16 protein-coding genes are annotated in these 19,738 nt (G+C 51.9%); 10 read left to right on the top strand and 6 right to left on the bottom strand.

Annotation, left to right across the window (positions count from 1 at the left end; all coding sequences use genetic code 11):
* Positions 1-2,383 (bottom strand): alanine--tRNA ligase (alaS, locus tag AC2JC8_RS07085; RefSeq protein ID WP_484594420.1); only part of this gene is annotated, 2,383 nt, incomplete at its 3' end.
* 99 nt (positions 2,384-2,482) lie between these two features.
* On the opposite strand from alaS, the gene AC2JC8_RS07080 reads away from it, so the two are divergent.
* From AC2JC8_RS07080 to AC2JC8_RS07045, 8 genes are all read left to right on the top strand, one after another.
* The gene (locus tag AC2JC8_RS07080; protein ID WP_484594419.1) at positions 2,483-5,554 is read left to right on the top strand and encodes a DEAD/DEAH box helicase; all 3,072 of its coding nucleotides are present in this window, start codon (positions 2,483-2,485) and stop codon (positions 5,552-5,554) included.
* 1 nt (position 5,555) lies between these two features.
* Positions 5,556-6,407 carry an SWIM zinc finger family protein gene (locus AC2JC8_RS07075; RefSeq protein WP_484594418.1) on the top strand — a complete coding sequence of 284 codons (852 nt, stop codon included), beginning with the start codon at positions 5,556-5,558 and terminating at the stop codon, positions 6,405-6,407.
* Entirely contained in the window at positions 6,404-6,970 is a 567-nt protein-coding gene (locus AC2JC8_RS07070; RefSeq protein WP_484594417.1) for an MEKHLA domain-containing protein, read from the top strand. The genes AC2JC8_RS07075 and AC2JC8_RS07070 overlap by 4 nt, the downstream gene beginning before the upstream one ends.
* A gap of 22 nt (positions 6,971-6,992) precedes the next feature.
* Positions 6,993-7,412, top strand: coding sequence for an Hsp20/alpha crystallin family protein (locus AC2JC8_RS07065; protein WP_484401586.1), 420 nt, complete (start codon positions 6,993-6,995; stop codon positions 7,410-7,412).
* Between the two features lie 80 nt (positions 7,413-7,492).
* Positions 7,493-7,852 carry a hypothetical protein gene (locus AC2JC8_RS07060; protein ID WP_255132122.1) on the top strand — a complete coding sequence of 120 codons (360 nt, stop codon included), beginning with the start codon at positions 7,493-7,495 and terminating at the stop codon, positions 7,850-7,852.
* Positions 7,853-7,864: 12 nt separating this feature from the next.
* Entirely contained in the window at positions 7,865-9,586 is a 1,722-nt protein-coding gene (locus tag AC2JC8_RS07055) for a flavin reductase (RefSeq protein WP_484594416.1), read from the top strand.
* Positions 9,586-11,367: a flavin reductase gene (locus AC2JC8_RS07050; RefSeq protein WP_484594415.1), complete on the top strand. Its 1,782-nt coding sequence runs from the start codon at positions 9,586-9,588 to the stop codon at positions 11,365-11,367. Before AC2JC8_RS07055 ends, AC2JC8_RS07050 begins: the two co-directional genes overlap by 1 nt.
* 83 nt (positions 11,368-11,450) lie before the next feature.
* A complete protein-coding gene (locus AC2JC8_RS07045) occupies positions 11,451-11,789 on the top strand; it encodes a hypothetical protein (protein WP_484594424.1) in 339 nt (112 codons plus the stop codon).
* Here the strand turns inward: AC2JC8_RS07045 and AC2JC8_RS07040 are convergent.
* The 4 genes from AC2JC8_RS07040 to AC2JC8_RS07025 all read right to left on the bottom strand — a co-directional run bounded on the left by AC2JC8_RS07040 (position 11,786) and on the right by AC2JC8_RS07025 (position 16,809).
* Positions 11,786-12,031 (bottom strand): hypothetical protein, encoded by a 246-nt coding sequence (locus AC2JC8_RS07040; protein ID WP_484401452.1) that lies wholly within the window; start codon positions 12,029-12,031, stop codon positions 11,786-11,788. The genes AC2JC8_RS07045 and AC2JC8_RS07040 overlap by 4 nt on opposite strands.
* A 187-nt stretch (positions 12,032-12,218) precedes the next feature.
* Positions 12,219-15,047 carry an aminomethyl-transferring glycine dehydrogenase gene (gcvP, locus tag AC2JC8_RS07035; protein ID WP_484594423.1) on the bottom strand — a complete coding sequence of 943 codons (2,829 nt, stop codon included), beginning with the start codon at positions 15,045-15,047 and terminating at the stop codon, positions 12,219-12,221.
* A 71-nt stretch (positions 15,048-15,118) separates the two neighbouring features.
* Positions 15,119-15,508: a glycine cleavage system protein GcvH gene (gene gcvH, locus AC2JC8_RS07030; protein WP_484594422.1), complete on the bottom strand. Its 390-nt coding sequence runs from the start codon at positions 15,506-15,508 to the stop codon at positions 15,119-15,121.
* A gap of 26 nt (positions 15,509-15,534) precedes the next feature.
* The gene (locus AC2JC8_RS07025; protein ID WP_461555772.1) at positions 15,535-16,809 is read right to left on the bottom strand and encodes a methionine gamma-lyase family protein; all 1,275 of its coding nucleotides are present in this window, start codon (positions 16,807-16,809) and stop codon (positions 15,535-15,537) included.
* 201 nt (positions 16,810-17,010) lie between these two features.
* On the opposite strand from AC2JC8_RS07025, the gene AC2JC8_RS07020 reads away from it, so the two are divergent.
* Positions 17,011-17,874 (top strand): acyl-CoA desaturase, encoded by an 864-nt coding sequence (locus AC2JC8_RS07020; RefSeq protein ID WP_484594421.1) that lies wholly within the window; start codon positions 17,011-17,013, stop codon positions 17,872-17,874.
* A 25-nt stretch (positions 17,875-17,899) separates the two neighbouring features.
* On the opposite strand, the gene AC2JC8_RS07015 is transcribed toward AC2JC8_RS07020, so the two are convergent.
* Positions 17,900-18,577: a hypothetical protein gene (locus AC2JC8_RS07015; protein ID WP_484594414.1), complete on the bottom strand. Its 678-nt coding sequence runs from the start codon at positions 18,575-18,577 to the stop codon at positions 17,900-17,902.
* 126 nt (positions 18,578-18,703) lie between these two features.
* Between AC2JC8_RS07015 and AC2JC8_RS07010 the strand changes: the two genes are divergently transcribed.
* On the top strand, positions 18,704-19,615 hold the full coding sequence (locus AC2JC8_RS07010; protein WP_484401457.1) for an acyl-CoA desaturase: 912 nt from the start codon (positions 18,704-18,706) through the stop codon (positions 19,613-19,615).
* Positions 19,616-19,738: the final 123 nt, after the last annotated feature.

Genomic DNA, 19,738 nt, shown 5'->3' with positions numbered 1-19,738 from the left:
CCCCGAGCTGCTCCTGTAGTTGCTGCGCGGCGGTTTGCATTCCATCAGCGCCAATCCCATCAAGGCGGACCACCAAAATTTGATAATCCCCAACGGTTTCGGCCTGGTTCAGCAATGCCGATGCTTTAACTAATGCCAATTCTTCCCGGGCTGCAGCTAATGCCTTCCCAGTGGCTTTTAATTCCTCCTGCAAAAGCCCCACCCGCTCAAGAATTTCAGCTGGTTGCACCTTGAAGCGTTCAGTGAGGGCCTTCACTACCCCATCTCGTTGGTTTAGGTATGGCAACAGCGCTGAACCCGCCACTGCCTCGATACGGCGCACACCTGCAGCTACCCCAGCCTCGCTGATGATTTTGAACACACCAAGTTCGGCGCTATTTGCCACATGGGTACCACCGCAAAGCTCCATCGAAACCCCTGGCACATCCACCACCCGCACCAGGTCTCCATATTTCTCACCAAACATCGCTACCGCTCCCGCTGCTTTTGCCTGCTCAATCGGCATCTCACTCACCTGCAAGCTAAGGGCTGCAGTGATCCAGCTATTGATTAACGCCTCAATTTGATCCAGTTCCGATGGGGTAATGGCACGGGGCGAATGGAAATCAAAACGCAGCCGATCAAAATCCACAAGCGAACCGGCCTGGGAGATGGCGGGATCCACCAACTGCTTGAGGGCCGCCTGCAGTAGGTGGGTGGCGGTGTGATTTGCCTGGGCGCAGCGCCGAAATTTGGCATCCACCTGGGCCTGCACCACATCACCCACCGCTATAGAACCGCTTTCAACCTGGCCGCTATGTACATACACATTGCGGTTGCGTGTAACCGAATTTATCGCCACTTTCACAGCAGAATTGGCGAGCAGGCCCTGATCGCCAACCTGGCCACCCCCCTCGCCGTAAAAAGGAGTGGCATCCAAAATCAACTGCACCTGATCACCAGAATTAGCCTGCTGGGCTACTGCACCATTTACCAATAACGCCAATGCAGTAGCGGTTTGGTTTAGCTGTTTGTAGCCATTGAAGGTAGTAATAGCTGAAACTGCAACCACTTGATCAATCGCAGCCTGCAAGGTGAGATCAATGCTTACCGCTGCGGCCTTGGCCCGCTCCCGTTGGGCCTGCATTGCCATTTCAAATCCGGCAAGGTCCACCTTGAGACCATGCTCTGCGGCGATCTCCTCAGTTAACTCCAAAGGAAAACCATAGGTGTCGTAGAGTTCAAAAGCCTGTTCACCACTTATCTGCAAGGGGTTAGCAGCCAACAGCTCCGCCAATAACTTCTCACCACGATCAAGGGTTTCAAGAAACCGGGTTTCCTCGCGAGCGAGCTCCACCAGGATCAACTCACGGCGCTCAAGCAATTGGGGATATGCCGCAGCCATCAATGCAATTGAGGCTTCTCCCATTGTCGCTAAAAAAGGCTTTTCAATACCAAGTAGCCGTCCATGACGCACCACGCGCCGCAATAGGCGCCTAAGGATATAGCCGCGGCCCAAATTGCTAGCTGTTACGCCATCACAAATAAGTTGCGTAATTGCACGCGAATGATCAGCGATCACCTTCAAAGAAGTTTGCCCTTTGGAATCAAGATTTTGATAGTTAATAGCTGCAAGATTTGCTGCTGTTTCAATTAGTGGGTAGATCAGATCAGTTTCATAGTTGTTAGGCACCTGCTGAAGAATTTGAGCCATTCGCTCAAGGCCCATGCCGGTATCAATACATGGCTTTGCGAGAGGAGTTAGCTCCCCTTCTGCGTTGCGGTTGTATTGCATAAATACCAAGTTATAAAACTCGATAAAACGGGAGTCGTCTTCTAGATCAATGCCGATGTCGCCTAGTTCTGGTTTGAAGTCGTAATAGATTTCGGAGCATGGTCCGCAAGGACCGGTGGGGCCAGAAGCCCAAAAATTATCGGCTTCATCCATACGAATGATTCGATTTGGCTTAACGCCTACCAGATCGCGCCAGATCTGCTCTGCTTCGTCGTCTTCCCTGAAAACACTAACTACCAAATTTTTTGGATCAAGCCCATACACCTCAGTACTCAGCTCCCAAGCCCATTTGATCGCCTCTTCCTTGAAATAATCAGCAAAGGAAAAATTACCGAGCATCTCAAAATATGTGTGATGCCGCGCCGTACGGCCCACATTTTCAATATCGTTTGTTCTTATGCATTTTTGGCTGCTGGTAACCCGCGCCGCAGGCCGCTGCTGCTGCCCCAAAAAAACCGGCTTGAATGGCAACATGCCAGCGATAGTGAGCAGCACCGTGGGATCTTCCGGCACCAAGGAAGCGCTTGCCATTGGTTTATGGCCTCGCTGCTCAAAAAATTTAAGAAAAGCAGCACGAATTTCACTGCCGCTGCGGGGGGTAATTGCCATTTCGAAGCATTTCAAACCTGATGCAGCCATGATCTCGCAACGGCGATTCAATTCGCTGCCAGCGCCCAGCCATAGTGATGCGCTGGGGCGCTATTTCCTATGACCCTGCTGCATGCCGCGTGGCTGCAGAATTCTGCTCTGCCTTGCCTTGCCCTCTGGGCTGATAACTGGCAGGTAGCAACACCAATCGAGCTAGATCGGCTGGAGGCACCCCCGCTCCATCCGCTTGCTTTATCTGAACCTGAATTATCAAATTGGTTGCAGCAACAGAAATTGTTGCCAGCAGGAACGCAGCCTCTGGAATTGCAATTAAGCCTGCCCACCCGCAGTAATGGCCTGCCTTTGATGGCGGGTGAGTTGCTACCAAAACAGCTGGAATGGTGGCCTTGGCGGGTGTCTGCCCTTGTATTACCAGCTCCCTTGGCAGCCACCTGGCTGAGCAAATTACCGCTAACTGGAGGCGGCAATACTTGTCTCAGCGATGAATTGCTCTGGTGGAGCCACTTGCAGCGCTGGGTATTGAGCTTGATCGCCCGGGGGCGTTGGCTACCGGCCGTGCAAACAAATCGCTCTGGCCTTGCTAGTGGCCGTTGGGAACCGTTGCTCAACCATGAAAGCGACCGCCGCCGCCTGGAAGATCTAGCTAGCCGCATGCCCGCAGCAATCCACTGCGCCAATGCTCCTGAAATAGCTGAACTGGCCTGCATGCGACCAAGTGCGCCCCGCTTGCAACTCGCGGAAATTATTGCCGTTCTGCTCGATAGCCAGCTGCGTTCAGATCAAGCAACTTATTTCAATGAAATAGAAACTCCAAAATTAGACCCCTTACTAGCTGCCTGGCAGAGCTCTTTGCATTGCAGTGCAGCCGATTTGGAGCTTGTGGAAGGGGATTGCCAACGGCTGGCTTCCGCCACTGCCCATTGGCGCGAAACAGTGGCCGGAAGGATGGCTCCAGCAAGGGCTGTATTAGAGCTGCAGGTGCCAGCAGAGGGCAGTGAACTGTGGCAACTGCATTTCGGCCTACAAGCAGAAGCGAATCCAAGCCTGCGTAAACCCGCTGCAGCGGTGTGGGCCGCTGGGGCAGGCAAACTTCAATTGGGCGACATCAATGTGGCGGATCCAGCGGAATTATTGCTGGAGGGTTTAGGTAGGGCCTTAGTGGCTTTTGAGCCCCTCGGTCGCGGCTTAGAAACTGCCACCCCTGAGCAGATGCAATTGGCTCCAGCAGAAGCATTTGTGCTGGTGCGAACCGCTACTGCTCGCCTGCGTGATGTGGGGGTAGGAGTGGTGTTACCCGCAAGCCTCAGCGGCGGCCTAGCAAGCCGGCTCGGCCTGGCGATTAAAGCCGAATTACCAAGCGGAGCAACAGGTTTCAGCCTTGGCGAAGATCTCGAATGGAGCTGGGAGTTGATGATCGGCGGTGTATTAATCAGCCTTAAAGAGCTGGAACGGCTACAAGCAAAACGAAGTCCGTTGGTGCAACACAAGGGGGCATGGCTTGAATTAAGACCGGGGGATCTACGCAATGCCGAAAAGTTTTGCGCGCTTAACCCACCCCTAAGCCTTGATGACGCCTTAAGGCTCAGCGCCAACGAAGGGGAAAGCCTGCAGCGGCTGCCGGTGCATCAATTTCAAGCCGGTCCGCGCCTGCAAGCGGTGTTGGAGCAATACCACCAGCAAAAAGCCCCTGATCCGCTACCTGCACCGGAGGGATTTAGCGGGCAGCTACGGCCATATCAAGAACGGGGTTTGGGTTGGCTTGCTTTCTTGCATCGCTTCAACCAAGGCGCCTGCTTAGCAGACGACATGGGCTTGGGCAAAACAATTCAACTGCTGGCATTTTTACAACACTTAAAAGCAGAAAAAGAATTGCGCCGCCCCGTATTACTGGTGGCTCCCACTTCAGTGCTCACGAATTGGAAACGGGAAGCGGGTAAATTCACCCCAAAACTAAATCTAATTGAGCACTACGGGCCAAAACGAGCGGCGACAGATGCTGCGTTAAGCAAAAGCCTAAAAGGGATAGATCTGTGTTTAACAAGCTATGCCTTATTGCAAAGAGATAGCAATCTATTAAGCAATGTGGATTGGCAGGGGGTGGTAATAGACGAAGCCCAGGCGATCAAAAATGCTGCTTCAAAACAAAGCCAAGCTGCACGCCTGCTGGCAAAACCATCGCGCCAAGGGCGTTTCCGCATTGCCTTAACCGGCACACCAGTGGAAAACAGGGTTAGTGAACTGTGGGCACTAATGGATTATCTCAATCCCCGCGTGTTGGGAGAAGAGGATTTCTTTAAACAACGCTATAAGTTGCCGATTGAACGCTATGGAGATACAGCATCATTAAAGGATCTAAAATCCAGAGTTAAACCATTTATATTGCGCCGTTTAAAAACAGACAAATCAATAATTACAGATCTACCAGAAAAGCTTGAACTAAATGAATGGGTTTCCCTAAGCCCCGAACAACGCCGCTTATATACAAAAACCGTAGATGCAAGCCTGGAGGCAATCCAAAGAGCACCTCTTGGCAAGAAAAATGGCCAAGTTCTAGCTCTGCTCACACGTTTAAAACAAATCTGTAATCATCCCGCTCTTGCGCTTAAAGAAGAAACAGTAGGCGAAGGTTTTGCAAGCAGGTCAGCTAAATTGCAACGGCTTGAAGAATTGCTTGAAGAGCTGTTAGAAGCCGGAGATCGAGCATTGTTATTCACTCAATTCGCCGAATGGGGGCACTTATTACAAAGCCACCTGCAGCAACGCTGGCAGCAAGAAGTGCCCTTTTTGCATGGTGGTAGTAGTAAAAATGCTAGGCAAGCGATGGTGGATCGCTTTCAACTAGATCCGCGGGGTCCGCAATTATTTCTACTTTCGTTAAAAGCTGGTGGCGTTGGTTTAAATCTAACAAGAGCAAGCCATGTATTCCATATAGATCGCTGGTGGAATCCGGCTGTAGAAAATCAAGCTACAGACAGGGCCTACCGCATTGGCCAACAAAAGAAGGTGTTAGTGCATAAATTCATCACCACTGGCTCAATTGAGGAAAAAATAGATCAGATGATAAAAGAAAAAGCAAAACTTGCAGCGGATATTGTTGGCAGCGGCGAAGAATGGTTGGGTGGTTTGGAATTTACACAGTTAAGAAACCTGGTGGCCCTGGAGGAGAACTAAAATGACAAGCGGCAATAATATCACCACCCAATTAGGTAAAGATGGATTGGGAGAGCAGCCTTGGTGGGTGCTCGAGTGGATGGAATTAATTAATTCATATCGCTATAAAAAGCGCCTTGAAAGAGCTTGGATTTATGCCCGTGAAGGCAATGTAATTTCCATTAGGTTTGAAGGGCGTAGGGTACAAGCGGAGGTGCAGGGCACTGAATCAGAACCTTATAAAGTGCAATTATGGCTTGATGTTTTAACTGATGAAGATTGGGAATTTGTATTAGAAGCCCTCAGCCAAAAAGCGCGCTGGGCCTGCCAGCTATTGGCCGGGATTATGCCGCAGGATATCGAACGGGCTTTTGCCGCCAGCGGTCGTAGATTATTCCCTTTTAAATTAGAAGAAATTGGTAGTGAATGCAGCTGCCCAGACAAGGCAAATCCCTGCAAACATATCAGTGCTGTTTATTATTTGATGGGTGATCGTTTTACTGAAGATCCTTTTGTTTTATTCCAATTACGGGGCCGTAGCCGCAAGCATTTACTGCAGGCGCTAGCTGAAAAGCGCAAAATAATATTACAAAACAAACAAGAAATTGCAGGTGCTTCTATTAATCATGCTATTGAGAATTATGTAGATGCCGAGAAATGGTGGCAATACAATTCGCCATTAGATCCTGATTTAGTGGTGATCACGCCAGCCCTTGAAAGCAGTGGCTTAGCAGAAGCTGGTGATCTACCGCTGGCAGAGGAACCGCTTTATCCACAGGCAAAACAAATATTTTTGGAACACCTGCGTGAACATAGCAATCAAAAAGCGCAAGCAGCAATGTTGCTGGCGATGGCAACAAACGCAACTCCGTGAATCAAAACCAAAACAACCCCAACGATCCCCCCTGGCTTTGCCCCGAAACCCTGGGGCTGGTGGCTTTATTATTACAATCACATCAAAAGTATTTTGGTAGGCCTCTATTACAGGCGAAAGGAACTCGCCTTGCAGCTCAAGAATTATTCATACTAGACCAAGTGATTCTTTGCCATAATGGTGCAGAAGATCCGTGTTTTATTTATGCAAATAGAGCTGCATTAAATTTATTTAAACGCAGCTGGTCTGAGATGGTGGGTTTGCCTTCAAGGCTTAGTGCAAGCCAGCAGCAACGCTTTGATCGTGAAAAGTTTTTAGCGCAGGTAAAAGAAAAAAATTGGCTTGATGGCTACGGAGGTGAACGAATTAATAGCCAGGGAGAACGGTTCCAAATTCGCGGCGCAAAACTATGGAATTTGATTGATGCAGAGTTGCATTACAGGGGCCAAGCCGCATGTTTTAGCGATTGGTGGTGGTGCGGAGAACCGAAGCCGGTAAGGAGCACCGAACCAAAAAGTTCGGTTCATACACTCCACAACAGCATTCCTTTTAACGATGCTTGATGGGTCTTCTGAACTTCAACCAATGCTTACTCGCCACGCAACCCATTTCGATCTATTCGACAAACTTGAACAGCAAATAGCACAGGCCGAACGGGTACCGGCCGCTGAAGTGCGTGAAACAAATGAAGGCTTCCAGATCAGCCTTGAATTACCTGGTGTTGATCGCCAATCAATCGATGTAAAAGCAACAGAACGCAGCCTGGTGGTTACAGCCCAACGCTGCATTCCAACTTTTAATTCAACGGAAGATCAAAACCAAACAGCTCAACAAAGCGCACCTTTAGTGAATGAGTTCCGCTATGGCACCTGGAGCCGTAGTTTCCGCTTCCCCCGTGGCATCAACCGCGACCAACTAAAAGCCAACTACAAAGATGGCTTGTTGCATATCAATGCACCAAAAGCAGAATCCAATGCTGCTGTAACTGTTGCGGTAGAGGGTTAGTTCTGCAAAGGTGGCCCAGGGCACAGCCAATCCAACCTGCAACAACCGAGACTCACAATCTCACCCATGCATGGTTTCGGATGGAACTAATACGCGTGTGCACCAGCACCGCTCCTGGGCTCCGCATTTGGCTAAATGCTTTACGTAAAGATCTGATACGCCTTGGCCACCGGGTTGAAATCATCGATAACGGAGCAGTGCATGGGGCGCTGCGGGCAAGCCATCCCAACATTGTTGGGCTGCTTTGCCTTGATGCAACGCTCCAGCCGGATAGGGAACAAGGTGGGCTCGAGCTCCTAACCCGTTTGCAATGGCATGGGGAACCAGGCACCGATGAAACTTTGCAGCAGTTTCGCGATCAGGTATCGGCATTAGTGAGCTCGATACCGGGCTTAAGTTTGCGCAACAACAGCCCCAAGCCGGCCTTAGATTCGATCTAACGCAAATCAGCCATGGAGCCAAGGCTCACAGTGCAGCAGCTCGATATTGCTGCCGATACAACCACATTGCGATCGCTTGATTGGGATCGCAGCCGTTTTGATATTGAATTCGGCCTGCGCAACGGCACCACATACAACTCCTTTTTGTTAAGAGGAGAACGCGTTGCCCTTGTGGATTCCAGCCATGCAAAATTCCGTAATCAATGGATACCTGCACTAAAAGAACTTATTAATCCCTGTTTGATCGATCACCTGGTTATTTCCCACACAGAACCAGATCATTCCGGTTTAGTTGCAGATTTATTGGATTTAAACCCAAATATGGAGGTGGTGGCTTCCAAGGTGGCGATCAATTACCTCGAAAGCATGGTGCATCGCCCCTTTCGAAGCCGCGCTGTTAAAAGCGGTGATCGCCTTGATCTCGGCGCAAATGCCAACAGTGGAATTCAGCACGAACTGGAATTTTTAAGCGCTCCAAATCTGCATTGGCCAGACACAATATTTAGTTTTGACCATGGCACCGCAGTGCTTTATACCTGTGATGCTTTTGGTTTGCACTATTGCAGCGAAGCAACTTTTGATGTTGATCCAGGTGCCATAGCACCAGATTTTCGTTACTACTACGATTGCCTAATGGGCCCGAATGCCCGCAGTGTGCTGCAAGCACTAAAACGCATAGACGCGCTTCCGCCAATAAAACTGATCGCTACTGGCCACGGCCCCTTACTAAGAGATCATCTCAAATTATGGTTAAACGACTACGGCGATTGGAGCCGTGAGCGCAGCAAAGGTGATCGCTACGCAGCTGTTGTTTACGTGAGTTTATATGGATTCTGTGATCGCCTGAGCCAAGCGATTGCTAGAGGTATCAATAAAACAGATTTGCCCGTGCAATTGGTGGATCTAAGGGGTACTGAACCCCAAGAATTGGCAGCCTTAATTGGAGAAGCAGCTGCAGTGGTGCTCCCCACCCCACCAGCTAATCGCGATAGCGATTTACAGAGCAATTGGGGAACCGTTTTAGCAGCTTTACAAGCCAAACAACCAGTGGGTTTATACGACGCCTATGGCGGCAACGACGACCCGATTGATGCTATTGCTGGCCAATTGCGCGAACTTGGCCATAGCCAAGCTTTTGCAGCACTGCGCATTCGTAGTGTGCCTGATGCGGCTGCCTATCAATTATGCGAAGAGGCTGGCACCGATTTAGGTCAATTGCTATTGCGCGATAAAGCGATAGCGGCGATGAAGGCTCTAGATGCAGATGTTGATAAAGCTCTAGGTCGCCTTAGCGGAGGCTTATATGTGGTAACAGCGCGGCAGGAAGAACGCAGTAGCGCCATGGTTGCTAGCTGGGTGAGCCAAGCGAGCTTTACCCCCCCCGGGCTAACGGTGGCTGTTGCTAAAGATCGTGCGATCGAGGCGTTATTGCAGATGGGCGATAACTTTGTAATTAATGTTTTAGCAGCTGAAAACCATCAGCCCCTACTGCGGCATTTCCTAAAGCGTTTTCCCCCCGGTGCTGATCGTTTTAAAGGTATAGCCACTTTAGATTCTGCCGCCATCGGCGGACCTGTATTGAGCGATGCCCTGGCATTTCTTGATTGCGTGGTGATGCAACGCATGGAATGCGCCGATCATTGGCTTATATATGCAGAAGTGCGAAACGGCAACGTAGCTGATCAGCAAGCACTCACTGCAACCCACCACCGCAAAGTGGGGAACCACTACTAATGGAAGATCGCCGTGTTATTCAGATAGCGCTAGAGGAGGATTTGATCTGCCTGCGGGGGTTAAGCCCCAAGCGCTTGCGATTTGAGGTGGAGTATGGGCTGGAGCGGGGCACCTGCCACAACAGTTTTCTTCATACCAGTAGTAGTAATTGCGCAGCTGTACTGGTGCATCCACCTGGAGATGCCTTTGCGGAACCATTTTTAGAGCAACTAAAAGATTTAGTGCCCTTCACCAGCCCCCTCTCCGTGGTGCTAGGTGATGTGAACCCAAATCGGGTGGCCTTGCTGCAGCGCTTAGCAAAAAGCTGGACCCAACTAAAACTGGTGGCATCTAATGCCGGCGCAAAACTGCTTAAGGAGTTATGGCACCAACAACGGCCGGGCACTGAAGAGCAAACTCCTCCTCCGGCTTTAGCACCATTGGAGGTGGTTAAACATGAACAGCTACTTGTATTACCCAATGGCCAAGAATTACAGCTATTGGCCTTGCCTACACCACGCTGGCCCGGCGGCTTAGCAGCCTTCCACCGCGCCAGTGGCCTATTGATGAGTGGTCGTTTCTTTGCTGCTCACTTTTGCACCGAAAGCTACGCCGAAATCAATTCCACCAGTAGTAGCGAAGATCGCCGCTACTACTACGACTGCCTGATGGCGCCAATGGCTAACCAGGTGGAAATAGTAGTTAACCGTTTAGAAGAATTAGCAATCCGTAGTATCGCTCCAGGCCATGGCCCCGCAATTGTGGATAGCTGGCGCAGCCTCCTGGCTGATTACCGCCGTTGGGGGGAGGTGCAACGCAAAGCAAGTATTGCTGTAACCCTTATTTATGCCAGCGCCTATGGCAATACCGCCGCTATTGCTGATGCCATTGCCCAAGGTATCGCCCGCACTGGCGTGCGCGTAAACAGCCTGAATTGCGAATTCAGCGACCCCGGGCTACTGCTAGATGGAATAAAGAATTGCAATGCCGTATTGATCGGCTCGCCCACCTTGGGGGGGCATGCCCCCACCCCAATTGTTTCTGCCCTTGGCACCTTGCTTGCAGAAGGCGATCGCAGCAAACCTGTGGGTGTATTTGGCAGTTTTGGTTGGAGTGGTGAAGCGGTTGATCTGCTGGAAAGCAAACTTAGTGATGCAGGATTTAAGCAAGCCTTTGCCGCAATCCGGGTGAAATTCAAACCCGATGTTCAAACGCTTAAGCGCTGTGAAGAAACCGGCATGGCCTTGGCGAGGGAGTTGCAACAGCAACAAAAACGTCAACAAAAACGCACTGCTGGCGGCCTCAGTGAAAGCCGCAGTGACCCCGCAGTTCTGGCGCTCGGCAGGGTGATCGGTTCCCTTTGTGTATTAACGGCCCGTAAAGGGGAGGGGGAGCAAAGCCTTAGTGGTGCAATGGTGGCGAGCTGGGTAAGCCAGGCAAGTTTTCAACCGCCGGGTTTCAGTGTGGCGGTAGCCCGCGATCGAGCTGTGGAAGCACTGCTGCATGTGGGCGATCGTTTTGCTTTGAACGTGCTTGCCGCAGGCCGTGAATTAACAACGATGAAGCAGTTTTTGCAGCCTTTTAGCCCCGGCAGCGATCGTTTTGCTGGCCTTGAATTGCGCAACAGCCCAGCGGGGCAACCCCTGCTGCCAGATGCATTGGCCTGGCTAGAAGCCACTGTGCAACAACGCATGGATTGCGGCGACCACTGGGTGCTCTATGCCCAAGTAACTGGCGGTGGCCTTTTTGATGAATCGGGCCTAACAGCTCTGCACCATCGCCGCAGTGGCGCTAACTACTAACCGCTTGTATATCTGGCTTTAGAAAAAAAGCGTGTTAATTCGATCGATTTGGGTTCAAATGTGATCGGTTTGAATTAAAGGTTGTGCAAGCCGGCGAAACCCTTAACGAATTCAACGCAAGCGTTATAAAACCCCTTGAACCAGCGGTGCGATATCGCGGTTTTGTGCTGATCCCTCAGCAAGATTTCAGCTGGCTGGTGAGGCCAGAACGCAGCCCGATGCATGTGCTGCCATTTCGTGCACCAGCATGTTCAATTTCAGATGTAAAAGCTTTGGTTGATTGGCGTTTGGCGCGGCTGGGGCGCGATCGTCGGCCGCGGCTCGATCTATTACCGCAGCAAACGAAAAGTAGTAGCTCAAGCCCAAGCCAGTTGCGTTTAGAAAATATTGCCAGCAATCAACAGCAGCGATACTGCGCTTAAGCCGCCTGGGGCGGTGGGGTGGGATCCCAGCTTTGCAGCGGAATTACCAAGGTGGCCCAGTGCAAGGGGCGTTGCGGACGGGTGCGGCGTGGTTTACGCACACCAAATGGAACCCGCACCACATTGGTACCTTCCATTTGCACCGTTTCGCCCTTCGCTAAAGATTGCTGTAATTGACCCGCTTGGAAAGGTAACTCAGGGCTACTGAGCACTTTTAGATGAGTGCTGATTTTGCTGGTCATGATCCCCATCAGACAGCTTTGCCGTGAAAACCAAAAGGCTTTCAACCGCACTTGGACCAGATAATGCAACAAAGGCAAGGCTTAAATCAAGTAGAAAATCTTAAGTTTTAAGTGATTAAAATAAAAAGAAACTTGTTTTTAGCTCAAATCACAGTCCCCATCAGGATTCACAAGATTAAAAAAGATTTCAATTGGGCATTAATTCAGGGCTTGCCAGCTCTTGCACCGATGGGCAACTGCACACAAGATTGCGATCGCCGTAGGCATTATTGATGCGTGCCACTGCAGGCCACAATTTATTAGTAAGCAATCCAGCTACTGGGAATGCTGCCTCCTGGCGGCTGTAGGGGCGATCCCACTGATTTGCCGTAACTGCTGCCTGGGTATGGGGTGCGCGTTTTAGGGGGTTGTTTTGTGGGTCGCTATGGCCTGCTTCGATCGCCGCCACCTCAAGGCGAATTGACAGCATCGCCTCAACAAAACGATCAAGTTCCCGCAAAGATTCACTTTCGGTTGGTTCCACCATCACGGTGCCCGCCACAGGCCAACTCACTGTTGGGGCGTGAAATCCATAGTCCATCAGCCGTTTAGCAAGATCATCCACCTCCAATCCAGCGGTGGTTTTGAGGGGCCGTAGATCAAGGATGCACTCGTGGGCCACACGACCGTTTGCTCCGCGATAGAGCACGGGGTAGTGGGGGTTAAGTCTTTCCGCTAGGTCGTTAGCGGCAAGCAGGGCAATGGCAGTTGCTTTACGCAGCCCAGCTCCTCCCATCATCCGCACATACATCCAACTGATCGGCAGGATCGAAGCACTACCCCATGGGGCTGCAGACACAGCGCCAATTCCCTTTGCTCCCCCGCAAGGCACTAATGGATGGCCAGGCAGGTAAGGCGCAAGATGGCTTGCTACCGCAATCGGGCCCACCCCAGGGCCACCGCCCCCATGGGGGATGCAAAAAGTTTTATGCAAGTTGAGATGGCACACATCCGCGCCAAATAAACCCGGCTTGCAAACCCCCACCTGGGCATTGAGATTGGCACCATCGAGATACACCTGGCCGCCATGGCCATGCACCAAACCACAAATTTCACTAATACCTTCTTCAAATACCCCGTGGGTGGAGGGATAGGTAATCATCAGCGCAGCTAGTTGGTTGCTGTATTCAGCTGCTTTCTCAGCTAGATCATTGCGATCGATATTGCCATCGGCATCACATTGCACCGCCACCACCTGCATGCCTGCCATCACTGCACTGGCCGGGTTAGTGCCGTGGGCGCTGGTGGGGATTAAACACACCTTGCGGTGGCTTTCCCCCCTGCTGTTGTGCCAGGCGCGAATTACAAGCAAACCTGCAAATTCGCCCTGGGAGCCGGCATTTGGTTGTAGGGAAACCGCAGCAAAACCAGTGAGGGCAGCTAACCAGCCTTCCAAATCATTAATTAAACGCTTGTAACCCTGGTGTTGCGGCGCTGGCACAAAGGGATGCAACCCACTAAATGCAGGCCAGCTCACCGGCAGCAACTCTGCCGCGCCGTTTAATTTCATCGTGCAGCTGCCGAGCGGAATCATCCCGTGCACAAGGGAAAAATCCTTGGCCACCAGCCTTTGGATGTAGCGCAGCAATTCGGTTTCACTGCGATAGCGCTGAAAAACCTCCTGTTGCAACCAAGGGCGAAGCCGGGGGCCAATTTCCCCCACCCCCTCAGGCCTTGCTGCAGCAGCAGCTAGTAAATCGCTTGTAGCGGGCGGCTGTTGGCCTAATCCAGCGCCGAAGAGGGCCAGTAAGCGCTCCAGTTCAGCAGTATTACTGCAAGCATCAAGGCTGATGCCAATTCCATCTGGCAATTGCAAAAAATTGAACCCCGCCGCTTCTGCTTGGGCGATCCAATTGCTCGGATTTTCTAGCCGCAATTGCAATGTATCGAAGCTGGGGGTGGCACTTAATTCCAGCCCCATCTGGCTTAAGCCCAAAGCCAGAGCAGCTGTTAAGCGTTGCACCTGCAAAGCCTGGGCTTTTAAGCCCTTCGGGCCGTGGTATACCGCGTAGAAACCAGCCAACACCGCGAGTAAAACCTGGGCTGTGCAGATGTTGCTGGTGGCTTTATCACGGCGAATGTGTTGTTCACGGGTTTGCAAAGCAAGCCGCAGGGCTTCATTGCCTTCATCGTCTTTTGAAATTCCAACCAACCTGCCAGGAATCTGCCTTTTATAAATTTCGCTGCAGGCAAAAAATGCAGCATGGGGGCCGCCAAAGCCAAGGGGCACTCCAAATCTTTGGGCGCTGCCCACTGCGATTTCAACCCCCAAGCTGGCCACCGGTGCCATCAACACCTGCGCTAGTGGATCCACCACAGCGATAACTACTGCTCCCGCCGCTTTTGCCTTAGCGATTACCGCCTCAGGATTAAGGCAGCGGCCACTGGCTCCGGGCAACTGCAAAAGCAGGCCAAAACTGCGCTGATCAAACTGCATTGCCAGCGGATCTTCAAGCACCAACTCAATGCCAAGCGGTTCAGCGCGGGTTTGCAACACCGCCAGGGTTTGAGGAAATAAATCCGCCTGCACATGAAAGCGTTGGGCCTCAGGGCGGCGGCATACCCCACGGGCAAGAGCCATCGCTTCTGCTGCTGCCGTGGCCTCATCTAATAGAGAGGCATTGGCAATCTCTAAACCCGTTAGCTCGCTGATCAGGGTTTGAAAATTGAGCAGCGCTTCAAGGCGGCCCTGGGCGATTTCCGCTTGATAAGGGGTGTATGCCGTGTACCAGGCGGGATTTTCAAATACATGGCGCTGCAGCAACGCAGGAATTGGGCAGCTGTAGTAGCCGAGGCCGATCAGGCTGCGCAATTGTTGGTTTTGGCTAGCAATTTGCTCCAAATCCGCCAATGCTTGGCCTTCAGAGCAACCCGTTGGCAATCCCTCGCACGCTTCATTGGCGGGTAGCAAGATCGCTGCAGGCACGCATTCCTGCAATAAATCCTCCAGGGTTTCACAGCTGAGCCGCTCGAGCATCAAGGCCTGTTCAGCTGGCGATGGCCCGAGGTGGCGCTCAACAAAAGCATCATCAGCTCCTAAATCAAAATTCACTTGCCCTGCACCTTGGCGCTGTAGGCAGCGGCATCAAGCAACGCCGCCGCTTGGCTGGGATCAGTGGCTTCTATTTCCAGCAGCCAGCCAGCACCATAGGGATCGCTTTGCAGCAGTTCCGGTTGATCAATTACCGCTTGATTGCAGGCCAGCACCCTCCCGGACAGGGGGGCATACATCTCCTCCACCGCTTTCACCGATTCCACCGTGCCAAAACTCTTACCAAGTTCAAGCGCGGCACCGGGGCTTGGCAACTCAACAAAAACAATGTCGCCCAATTGCTGCACGGCAAAAGCACTGATGCCAACGCGAATAGGGGCCGCATTAAGTGCCGCGTATTCATGGCTGTCTGCATAGAGCAGTTCAGCAGGAAAAGAAAGGGCCATCGCCTGCGTGAGGGTGGAAAGTGTTTTTAGTTTGAAGCAAGGGCCCACCAGCCCGTGAGTGCCGCAGCTAAGGCAAGGGCACCATGGCTGCGGTGGGTGCCCCCTTGGCTGAAGAGCACGTAAGGCTCCCTAAGGGGCGCATCAGCGGAAAATTCACTGGTGCTGCCATCGATAAAGGTGCCTCCTGCCATCACGAGATCACTGCTGTAACCAGGCATTGCTGCTGGCACCGGGTTTAAATAACTCTCCACCGGAGAGCAACTCTGAAAAGCCCTGCACACCTCCTGCAGGGCCCTTGGATCACCAAACTTCACCGCTTGAATCACATCACTGCGGGCTGCTCCAGGCAGGGGTTGCACCTCTAAATTTTGATTAAGAAAAACTTGAGCAATTAAATCAGCATTGATCAGGGCTTCTGCCACCATTTGCGGTGCCAAAAATAAGCCTTGAAATAAAAGACGATGCAAATCAAAACCGGTGCCACCAGCCGCGCCGATACCTGGGGCTGTGAGCCGGCAGCAGGCCTGCTCCACTAGTTCTGCCACACCAGCAACATATCCACCGGTTGGAACAATTGTGCCGCCGAGATTTTTGATCAGTGAACCGGCGATTAGATCAGCGCCAACGGCGGTGGGTTCTTCTGCTTCCACCAATTCGCCATAGCAGTTGTCAACAAAAACAATGCAGTTGCGCTGCAGTTTTTTTATTTGATCGCAGAGCCGAGCGATTTCCGCCACCGGCAGCGAAGGACGCCAGCTGTAGCCGCAACTGCGTTGAATCAAAACCATCCGAGTTGGAATCGATAGGGCATCGGCGAGGCCCTCTGTATCAACTACGCCTGTGGGGCTTAGGGGTAGTTCGCTGTATTCAATGCCAAATTCGGCAAGAGACCCCTTCCCATGGCCCCGCAAACCAATTACCTCCTCAAGGGTGTCGTATGGGCGGCCGGTGATTGAGAGCAAACGATCCCCTGGCCTCAGCACACCGAATAAGGCTGCTGCAATGGCATGGGTGCCACTCACAAATTGCAACCGCACAGCTGCCTGTTCTGCCCCCAGCACCCGGGCAAAAACACGATCGAGAGTTTCACGGCCTTGGTCGTTGTGGCCGTAGCCATTCACTGAAGCGAAGTGATGGGTGCCGAGTTTTTCAGCTTGAAAAGCAGCTAACACTTTTGCTAATTGCGGTTGCACTGCGGCGGTGCGCTTTGCAGCATGGCCTTCTATCTGCTCCTGAGCAGCTGCCACCGCCTCCCAAGCGCTGGGGCAAGCCACAGGCCACACCGGAAAATCACTCAGCACAGAAGATCGTAATTCGGTATTTCAGCAATCCTCCCCCAGCCCGCTCCAGCACCTGCTGCTCGATAGCAGCTAAATTCAATCAATCAGCTGTTGCATAAAACAGATCTGATCCCCCCAGTTTCACGAACTGGGTTTTTATTGGAGATTCAATTGGTCGTTGCGCCACACCCTTCCGCCACAGCTGCTTTAAACCAGCAGGAATTGCAGGAAAAGCTTTATGCCCCTCGCGGCCCGTTACCGGTAAATCAAAGAAAGGTAAAAAAAGGTACTTTCTTTTTTATGTTCGCCAACCATGTAGGAGCTGTGGCGGCACTGCTGCCAATGTTCTGGAGTTGGTGGGGGTTGTTCACTTTCGCCTTTCTGTATTGGGTAACAGTGCTTGGTGTAACCCTCGGCTTGCATCGCCTTGTTGCCCATCGCAGCTTTGAAACTCCCCATTGGCTGGAAAGGTTGCTGGTGCTTATGGGCACCTTGGGCGCCCAAGGGGGGCCAGTGGAATGGGTAGGGCTTCATCGCCATCATCACAAGTATTCAGACCAGGAAAACGACCATCACGACGCCGGCAGAGGGCTGTGGTGGGCCCATAGCGAGTGGATGCTCCACAACATCCCTGTGTTGCAACACGTTGATAAATTCACCGGAGACTTGCGCCGCGACCCTTTCTATAACTGGTTAGACCGCTGGTTTTTATTACTGCAGCTGCCTCTAGGGGGGTTGCTTTACTGGTTCGGCGAAGCAAATCAAATTCACGGCGGCGGCTTGGGTTTGGTGCTTTGGGCCATACCTTTAAGGCTCACTGTTGTTTATCACGTAACTTGGCTTGTGAATTCAGCCACCCACGTTTTTGGTTATCGCAATTTTGACAGCGCTGATCGTTCTACTAACTGTTGGTGGGTGGCAATCCTTAGTTTTGGTGAAGGGTGGCACAATAATCATCACGCTTTCCCCCATTCAGCCCGCCACGGCCTGCGCTGGTTTGAGCTTGATATCACTTGGCAACACATTAAATTTCTACGCCGACTTGGCTTAGCCCGCAAATTACGCCTTGCTCGCTATCCCAACTAGTTAATTAGTATTTATTTAACTCTAATTAATTGGAATTTTTTCTAAGATTCTGCAGCAATATATCAACACTTTCACATTCTATCCCAAGTGAGTTTGATGTAACAAGAAGATCGCTTAATTCAACATCTAATTCATTGGCGCTGTAATCATTTAAGCCCGCTATAACTGCAGCAAATTTCTCACGGCGTTGACGCTTTTCAACTCCATAGGCTGCCATTATCCGATCGCGGCATTCACGCCATGGCCGCCCGCCAGCCAGCAGCAGCCCAAGGGAGGCACTAAGTGCTGGGGCTTCCGCTTCACAAATGCGGAGATCAAAGCCGGGGGGCAAAGCCCTTAGGCCAACAAAAATCTCCAGCAGCTCCCCGGCTCCCAGCACTAAACCTGCGGAATCGATGAGGGCTTGGGGGTTATCGCCAATTGCTGCAGCAAGTTCCTGTTTTTCAGCAATTTGGGCGAATGGAAGCGGCATTTTTGCTAACCACTGATTGCAACAGCCGAGGGCAAGAAACACCTCAGGGCCGGGGGAAGCTAATTTGCTATTGCGCAAATTAGAAAGTTGGGAGCTGTGCAAACGCCCCAAATCGAGCTGTTCAGCAAGGGCTGGCAGCACCCGATGAGACCAACCATTGCGTTCGTGCCAGGCCCGCAATAGGGCAGCAAAGGCGCCATGGCCCAATTGCAAACGCTCTCGATAATCCACAAATCGCTCCAGCCACGTTGCCCAAATCTAATCCTGATCAACAAGCGCAACAATTTGTACCGTGATCAGTTGCGTGATCTGAATCCGTATTGCTATGATATCAAAATCGATACGCATTCGATTTAAATGACAGTTTTATCGGCGCCGCCCCTCGCTGCCGCCATCAGCCCCGCCCGCCGCTCAAGCAGCCTGCGCCACCCCCGCAGAGGGGAAGCTGAGGGCACAGTGCCAAAAGGTGCCCGCTGGGCCACCCTCGGCTTCATGTTGGTTATTCATGTATTGGCCGCCTATGCGCTGTTACCACGGTTTTGGAGTTTGCCTGCTCTTGCCTCCTTATTGGTGCTCTATTGGCTAACCGCCTGCCTTGGGGTAACCCTTGGTTACCACCGCTTGTTAAGCCACAGGGCCTTTCGGCTGCCGCAATGGCTGGAGCGCTTTTTTGCCACCTGCGGTGCTTTAAGCGCCCAACACGGCCCGATCGATTGGGCCGGGCTGCATCGCCACCACCATAAATTTTCCGATACGGATACTGATCATCACAACAGCCACCGCGGCTTCTGGTGGAGCCACATGGGTTGGATGTTTTCAGAAATTCCGGCCATGGCTTCCGTGCCAAGGCTCACAGGTGATCTAGCTAGCGACCCCTACTACCGCTGGCTGAACAAGTGGTTTCTACTACTCCAACTACCTTTGGCCGGCTTACTTTTTTGGATCGGCACCATAACTGGCGCTGGCGGCTGGGCCCTTGTGCTTTGGGGTATACCCCTCAGACTAGTGCTGGTGTATCATGTTACTTGGCTCGTTAATTCGGCCACCCATTGCTGGGGCACTATTGCTTACCCCAGTGGTGATGCCTCCCGCAACAATCGCTGGGTAGCAGCACTCACTTTTGGCGAAGGCTGGCATAACAACCACCATGCTTTCCCCCACTCCGCCAAACAGGGCTTGCAAGCCGGACAGATAGATCTCACCTGGCAACACATCCGCCTATTGAGAGCCCTAGGCCTTGCTACCAAGGTGCGCCTGCCTGTGAATTAACCAAACCAGCTAGTGCCGTAAGCTAAAAGTTCGCCCCAGCAGTAGATCAACTCTCGAGTAATTCCCATGGCTAAACGCGTTTCAATAGTTTTAAGCGAAGACATATTCACTCTTGGCAAAACC

Source organism: Synechococcus sp., from assembly GCF_982614295.1.
This window is presented reverse-complemented; position numbering and strand designations above follow the sequence as displayed.